Source organism: Hydrogenivirga sp. (assembly GCF_056450045.1).
Genome location: NZ_JBWONM010000155.1, coordinates 1 through 6,952 on the forward strand (window position 1 = coordinate 1; position 6,952 = coordinate 6,952).

Genomic DNA, 6,952 nt, shown 5'->3' on the forward strand with positions numbered 1-6,952 from the left:
GAGAACACCATAGTTAACGGCTGGCTAAGGACGGGAGACCTCGGATACGTTGATGAGGACGGCTTCATATACATAGTTGACAGGAAGAAGGACCTTATCATATGCAAGGGCATGAACGTTTACCCGAGGGAGGTTGAGGAGGTCCTTATGGGCCACGAGAAGGTTGAGCTCTGTGCCGTGGTGGGCAAGAAGGACCCCCATCACGGGGAGATACCCGTTGCCTTTATAAAGCCCGCCGACGACAGCCTGAAGGAGTCCGAGCTGAGGGCGTTCTTGAAGGACAGGCTCGCCAACTACAAGATACCTAAGCAGTTTATCTTCGTGGAGGACCTTCCCAAGAACGCAACGGGGAAGGTTCTGAAGAGGGTTCTCAAGGAGAGGCTCAACCGGGGGGAGTTTGAGCAAAGAGGGGCATGACATCAGAGATATCCCTCACCTCCCTGCTCGTACCGCTTTCGGGGAAGCCGAGCTCAATCCTGAGGCCTGTCTTCCTATCAAAGCCCGGGACCATCTCCAAAAACTCGGAAGCCTGCTCCACCTGACCGAGGGCGAGGTTTATCAGGCTCAGCAGGACGTACTTCTCCCAGGAATCGGGTGCGAGAAGGAGCCACTTAGTAGCCTCAAGGTACTTGAACTCCGTTATGTACCTTATACCCACGCCGAAGGCGTCCTTCCTGCCTAAGAGATCATGCTTTCTCAGCCTTCTATCCCCTTCGTAAAGCTGAATCCTGAACCTTACCCTCATGGCTCAACCTTGTGTAGAGCTCCTTCAGTTCTTCCACACACCTTGCGATATCTTCGCAGTCAACGCTCAGGAGGGGCTCTCCGAATTGGCGGTACCTCTTGTCGTAGTACTCTTCTATCAGGAACCTGACCACCTCGGTGTAGTCCCTCTCCCTGAACTTCTCCAAGAGGTAATCAAGCCTCTGGGGTCCCAGGTACTTCTTTATCTTCATCACAGCCCTGAGGGCTTCTTCCTCCCAGCCCTCCTCCTTAGTGTAGTCGCTGAGTATGTTCTCAACCCTCTTCTCCATCGGAGCGGTTATCTCAACGTAGGTCCCTTCGGACTTCTTCCTCCAGAAGGCTTCGGGGAGGTATATGTTGCCTATCCTCCTGCTCTCATCCTCTATGAATACCAGCCCTCCTCTTAGCTTTCTCATCTCCTCGTAAAGGAGGGAGTCAAAGAGCTTCTGGGAGACCTCCTTCCTTATCCCCACGCTCCCGAAGACCGAACCTCTGTCCTTGGCAAGGTCTTCAAGGTCTATGACGGGAAGCCCTTCCCTCTTTAGCTCCCTGAGAACCTGAGTCTTTCCAACTCCCGTCTTGCCCGTAAGAACTATGAAGTGGGTGTCCTCCAGGAGCCGCTCCAAATCCTTGAGGATGAACTGTCTGTAGGCTCTGTAACCTCCTCTGAGACGCAGGAGCTCAAGCCCCATCTCGGACATAGCTCTGCACATGCCCTTGCTCCTCATTCCCCCCCGCCAGCAGTAAACGACGACGTTCCTGTGCCTCTCCTTCAACTCCCTGAACCTGCTGTAAAACTCATCAAGCCTCCTTCTCGCTATCTGCTCGCCCACCTCCCTCGCCCTGTCCTCTCCTTCGTTCCTGTAGATGTAGCCTATGAGCTTCTTCTCCTCGTTCTCAAAGAGGGGGACGTTGACAGCTCCCGGTATGTGAAACTCCTCAAACTCCTGAGGGCTCCTTATATCAACGAGGACAACGTCGTCAAGCTTGTAAATCTCCTCCGGTTCTATGTCCCTGTAACCCATAAATTTAATAATATGGTTGAGGTCGTTGAAAATCCCATAGTTGTTTATGAGAAGGGTATATACAGACCGGAGCCAACGAGGTTCTGGATACTTGACAGGGAATTCAGGGGGGCGGTATCCCGCCTTGAGTCCGAAGGCTTTATAAGGAAGCTGAGTGAGGAAATAAGCTCCGATGAGGAGTTCTTTAACTTTCTCGTTGGACTTCACGAGAGGGAGGTTGAGAAGAGGAGGATAATTCTGAAGGAGAGGTTTCCAGAGGTGTACAGGGGAGAGGGGAAGTGGGACAGGGTTTGCAAGAGGGTTCTCCTGAACCCAGAGGTAGGGATAGGGGGGATAAGGAACTTCAGGAGAAAGCCTTTTAAGGTGAGGTGCCTGCACCTGTGGACAGCCTACCACCTCGGAGATGCGGAGTTTCGCAACCCAATAGGGGAGTTCGTTCTATCTAAGGTATGAGCTTCCTGCAAAAGAGGAGATAGGCGGTGTGTCCCACCATGGTGTCCTCCGGCCGAAACCTCTCGGGAACTGTCTTGTAGAACCTGACCATTATCTCAAGGACCTCAATCCCGCCGAACTTACCTTTCAGGGAGCTGAGGAGCTCAACCACCTGATTTGCCGTAGGCAGGAGAAAACCAACGGGGGAGCCATCCTTGAGGGCTGTGTGAAGCTTTTCAAGGTAGGGGATAGGGTCCCTCACATCAACAAAGGCTGCATCAAAGAAGTCAGATGGGACCTCTGCGGAAGAAAAGTCAAGGTTGTTGAGGTGGACGTTCTCTCCGAGGGAGAACCTCTCCAAGTTCCTCCTTGCCACTCTGTAGAACCTTTCCACCGCCTCGTAGGTGTGCACTTCCCCCGCAAGCTGGGAGAGAACTGCACAGAGGGCTCCGCTTCCCGTTCCGAACTCAAGAACCCTTGAAGACTTTGTGAGACCGAGCTTGAAGGCTATGTAGAAAGCATCCTTGGGATAGATTATCTGGGTCTTCCTCTCAAAGCCGAGGACTATCACATCCTCAAGGCTCGGGCGGAAGACTTCAAACTGTCCAATTTTAATTCCTGGGGGCTTTCCCACGAGCTCTGAGAACTTGAGGACGTCCTTTCTGACGCTGAGGGACTGGGAGGGGTCAAGGCGCTTGAGGTACTTCCTGTCTTCGTAACGGACCAGTATCCAGTCTCCTTCCTTGAGCATCAGCCACCGCTTCCATACCTTACCTTAAGGTACTTCTCAACATCAAGGACCTTGAATATGTCCTTGAAGGGTCTTAGCTGGAACTCAAGCTCCTCCTCCTGCTTCTTCTCACCGAGCTCCTGAGAGCCGAGGTCAAGCATGAAGGTCAGGAGATTAAGGAGCTGAGCTTCCTCCTCCTCGTTCAGTGGCTTGGTAAGGTGGAACTTCCCCTCGGAAAAGACGAGGAAGGGGTACCTAACAGCCTCCCTCAGAACCATCGTGCTCATCTTCGTGGGGGCGTGCTTCATGAAGACGCTCAGAACCTCGTTTATCATGAAGATGTAAACTATCTGGGCTATGTTGGTTACCTTCTTGAAGAAGTAAAGGCTGACGAAGTAGGGCTCATTAAACTTCAGGGACTCTAAGTGCTTGAACTTTCCCGAGCTCTCCATCAGGGACATAAGGAGCTTCCCCTCCCTGAAGACAATAAAGCGGTCCCCCTTCTTCTCCGATATAAGGAGGAGGGCATTCTTCCTGTGCTTGCTCAGTCCCAAGAAGAGCTTGCTTATCTCCATGAAGTTGCTACTGACAGCATCTATCTCGGGCTTGGAGAGATACCTGAGGGCTATGAACTTCACTATGCTCGGGTCAAGGTTAACGAGGCTGAGCTCCGCGTTTTTATCGGGAGAGAGGAAGAACTCAAAGATGTCATAATCTATCGGATAGACGGCGAACATCTCGCCGTTCTCGTAGAAGAGGTTTATAGCGTAGGTGGGCGATGATATCTTAGCTATACCCGAGAAGTTACCCGTCTTGAGGCTCTCTAAGATGGCGACTATGTTTACCCTCTTGAGGGGGACGTTCTCCATCATGTAGTCTATCTCGTGCTCCTCGGAGGACTCACCCTCCCTGAACTCGTAGATGTCAAGCTTACCTTCTGAAAGAAGGTCCTTTACCCTCCTGACAACGGATACTATGGGCTCCTCGGAGAGGGCTATGGACTCAATAACGTTCTTTCCCTCAAAAAAGGATGCATCCCTGTACCTTCCGGTGGCTTTGAATATCGCATAGGGGGATATTATCTTGTCCATGACGTCGTCAAGCTCTTTGCGCACTATAGTTGCTTGTATCATCAGCTCGTCGCTACCGACAGGGTTCTCAAGGGGAGTAGCCTTCATCTGAGACTCTTCATAAAAAGCAAAGAAACCCTCCGGGTTGGCGAGCATCTCAGCAAGGCAGTATACAAGAATGTTGTAGTCGTTCACCTTCTTCTTGTTGAAAGGTCCGAGGTCACACTTGTACTCGGTTATGAGACCGTCCTTTACCTTCATTGAGAGGAAGTATCTGTTGACGAAGAGCTCAAGGGTACCAGACCTGCCTTGAAGGAGTCCGGTTATAACGTCACTCAGACCTCGGGAGTCCCCGATGTAGCCGTAGAACATGTTTTTATTCTATCCCACCATCTTCTTGAACCTTTCCATGAGCTCGTCCATAAGGAGCTCAAAGGTCTCCTGAACACCTTCCCCCTTCACAGCAACAGCCTCGGTGCTCTTCTTACCCGGGATGGACACCTCCCTCTCAAGGACCTCCAGGGGAAGGGCATCGGGCAGGTCCCTCTTGTTGTATTGGATAACTATGGGCGTATCCTCTATACTCTTGCCGTACATCCTGAGGTCTTCCTCAAGAGTTCTCACAAACTCCCTGTTTTCTGATAGCCTCCTCTCTGAGGAATCAACGACAAAGACAACCGCATCAACCCCCCTCATGACCATCTTCCTTATATCCCTGTATATGTCCTGTCCTGGTATTGTGTATATGGAGAAGGTGAGGGTAAAGCTGTCTACCTTTATCTTCTTGGTTATGAAGTCAAAGACGAGGGTCCTCTCCTCCTTTGTATCAAAGCTCAGGACGTCAAGACCGCTCTGCCGTGCGAGCTGTTCTATGTTTGTGGTCTTCCCCGACATCGCTATCCCGTGATACACGATCTTGAACCTGACTATGCCTTTTGAAGAGTCAATGAGCATCCTTACTCCCTCCTTTTACTTTCAATTTATTCCAGCCTAAACAGTTTGGGCAGAGGGGAGAGTATTGGGAATGTTCCTTCCCACACAGGGAACACTCCAAGAGCCTTATGTAAGGGGCGAGCTCCCTGTAACATTCCCTATCCTCCCCGTACCCTTTCTCAATGACAATTTTAATCGGAAGGGGGAGCTCATCCTTTAGCTGCTCCAGCCTCTCGTACATACCCACGCTCGCATACATGAGCGAGAGGACAACAGGGTCTATCTCCTCTTTTCTCCTTTCTACCTCTTCAATCACCTCCGGGGTCAGGGAGTTGCTCTGCACGAGGACGAGGAGTGTCTCGTTGGCTATACCCTCCTCAAACATGCGGGATACGTATCTCTCCCTGTGCCTTTCCGAGCTCCCTATCAGAACTGCGAGGGATGTGGGGGTGGGCGGGAGCTTTGTAAGCTCCTCCAGCGCTTCCTCACCCCTGAGGGAGGCGAGCATAGAAGAGAGAACCTCCTTCTCTCTGTCCCTAAGAGCCTTCTCCGAGTCCTGAACTATCTTCTTCTGGAGGTCAATAGCCTTATCACCCTCTCCATCAAGGAAGTAGATGCTCCTGAGGAGCCTGCGGGCTTTCAGGTTGCTCCAGTTCTTTCCAAGAGCCTTCTCAAGGAGGTCCCTTGCCCTGTCCCTTTCCTCCCTGAAGACGTACTGGGCTATCACCGTCTCAACTATACCGCTGCTGTACCTCTGAAGATAGACGGAAGCCTCCCTGCCGAGCTCCTTCATTGATTCAGCGTAAAGGGGGACCACCTCCTCGTTGTCAAGGAGCTTTTCCATCTGCCCCCTTGCCCTGTCGGGATAGCCGGTCCACAGGCTCGTGAGAGCCTTCTTCAACCTCTCGCCGTACCTCCTCCACTCAAGGGCTCTCAGCTCCGAAGATAGGTAGGCGATGAGGAAGCCCACAACGAAGCTGATGAAAACTACAAGGAAGAGGGGAAGGGTTACAGAGCCCCCGAAGAAGGACACCTTTACACTCTGGAGGTTGAAGTAGGAGAATATAAGGGCAAGGAGGAGAAGAAGTACGAAGAAGGCAATCTTCAGAATCATCACAGCTCAACCCTCCCAGCTTCGGACCATATCCACTCTATACCATAGCGCTCTCTCCACTCGGGGGTGAAGATGTGAACTATCACGTCTAAGAGGTCAATGAGTATCCAGTTTCCAAACTCGGTACCCTCCACGTGGTCAACGGTGTAGCCCCTCTTCTCCATCTCCTCAACGAGATACTCGGCAAGGGCTTTCGCATGTACGCTTGAGTTGGCACTCGCTATGACGAAGAAGTCGGCGATGTTCGTCAGCTTGGAGACATCAAGGACAACCACATCCTCTGCCTTCTTGTCCTCCAGAAGTTTTTTGATAAGCTTTAGCTTTTCCATCCCTTCTCTTTCAGGAGCTTCTCAAGCTCTCTGTAATACTTAGTGTGTCCGTAAACCTCCCTGTACTTAGCTATGGCTCCTCTCGCTTCCTCTTGAGCCCTTTTTCCTATCTCCTCCCAGCGCTTTAGCTCACCTCTCAAAAAGGAGAGCCTCTTCCTTATAGCCTTCTTTTCCTCTTCATCCTCGGCATCGGAGAGCCTGTCCTCCGTCTCCTCTATCAGGTTCCTTATCTTGCCCTTTTCCAGCTCCACCTGTCTGTCGGTAAGGAGGAGGCATCTTATGTAGCGGTAGGCTATCTCCGGCTCGGATACATACTGGGCAAAGTTTATGAGTATCTCCCTGTACCTCAGCGCGGCTGAGTAGGTGTAGCCGTAATCTTCGTAGAACTTTGCCACGTAGTAGTCGTGCTTAGCTATCTTCCTGTAAGCTTCGGTTATCAGCTCCTGAACCTTTGGGGCGAACTTGCTCTTGGGAAACCTGCTGAGGAACTCCTTAGCCTTATCTATAGCCTTCCAGGTGTACTCCTGGTCCCTGTAAGGGTCTGGGGCTACCTTCACGTAGCTGTCAACGAGCAG

10 protein-coding genes are annotated in these 6,952 nt (G+C 51.6%); 2 read left to right on the forward strand and 8 right to left on the reverse strand.

Translation table 11 applies throughout. The annotated features are described in order from the left end of the window. Positions 1-417, forward strand: a 417-nt coding sequence (locus tag AC1HCM_RS06330; RefSeq protein WP_479460925.1) for an AMP-binding enzyme, incomplete at its 5' end; no start/stop codon positions are given. On the opposite strand, the gene AC1HCM_RS06335 is transcribed toward AC1HCM_RS06330, so the two are convergent. Next, on the reverse strand, positions 383-745 hold the full coding sequence (locus AC1HCM_RS06335) for a hypothetical protein (protein ID WP_479460926.1): 363 nt from the start codon (positions 743-745) through the stop codon (positions 383-385). The genes AC1HCM_RS06330 and AC1HCM_RS06335 overlap by 35 nt on opposite strands. Beyond that, the gene (mnmH, locus tag AC1HCM_RS06340; RefSeq protein ID WP_479460927.1) at positions 705-1,769 is read right to left on the reverse strand and encodes a tRNA 2-selenouridine(34) synthase MnmH; all 1,065 of its coding nucleotides are present in this window, start codon (positions 1,767-1,769) and stop codon (positions 705-707) included. Before mnmH ends, AC1HCM_RS06335 begins: the two co-directional genes overlap by 41 nt. Before the next feature lie 12 nt (positions 1,770-1,781). Here mnmH and AC1HCM_RS06345 point away from each other — a divergent pair, with 12 nt between their 5' ends. Then, the gene (locus AC1HCM_RS06345) at positions 1,782-2,222 is read left to right on the forward strand and encodes a DUF501 domain-containing protein (RefSeq protein WP_479460928.1); all 441 of its coding nucleotides are present in this window, start codon (positions 1,782-1,784) and stop codon (positions 2,220-2,222) included. On the opposite strand, the gene AC1HCM_RS06350 is transcribed toward AC1HCM_RS06345, so the two are convergent. The 6 genes from AC1HCM_RS06350 to AC1HCM_RS06375 form a co-directional block, all read right to left on the reverse strand. Further along, a complete protein-coding gene (locus AC1HCM_RS06350) occupies positions 2,212-2,952 on the reverse strand; it encodes a tRNA (adenine-N1)-methyltransferase (protein ID WP_479460929.1) in 741 nt (246 codons plus the stop codon). The two genes, AC1HCM_RS06345 and AC1HCM_RS06350, sit on opposite strands and share 11 nt — an antisense overlap. Continuing rightward, a complete protein-coding gene (locus AC1HCM_RS06355) occupies positions 2,952-4,373 on the reverse strand; it encodes a hypothetical protein (RefSeq protein ID WP_479460930.1) in 1,422 nt (473 codons plus the stop codon). Before AC1HCM_RS06355 ends, AC1HCM_RS06350 begins: the two co-directional genes overlap by 1 nt. A 9-nt stretch (positions 4,374-4,382) precedes the next feature. After that, entirely contained in the window at positions 4,383-4,955 is a 573-nt protein-coding gene (locus AC1HCM_RS06360; protein WP_479460931.1) for a GTP-binding protein, read from the reverse strand. Then, complete coding sequence (locus AC1HCM_RS06365; protein ID WP_479460932.1) at positions 4,945-6,048, reverse strand: lipopolysaccharide assembly protein LapA domain-containing protein; 1,104 nt, start codon at positions 6,046-6,048, stop codon at positions 4,945-4,947. The genes AC1HCM_RS06360 and AC1HCM_RS06365 overlap by 11 nt, the downstream gene beginning before the upstream one ends. Then, positions 6,048-6,377 (reverse strand): ribosome silencing factor, encoded by a 330-nt coding sequence (rsfS, locus tag AC1HCM_RS06370; RefSeq protein WP_479460933.1) that lies wholly within the window; start codon positions 6,375-6,377, stop codon positions 6,048-6,050. Before rsfS ends, AC1HCM_RS06365 begins: the two co-directional genes overlap by 1 nt. Further along, the coding region (locus AC1HCM_RS06375; protein WP_479460934.1) for an outer membrane protein assembly factor BamD at positions 6,365-6,952 on the reverse strand (588 nt) is incomplete at its 5' end. The genes rsfS and AC1HCM_RS06375, both read right to left, overlap by 13 nt.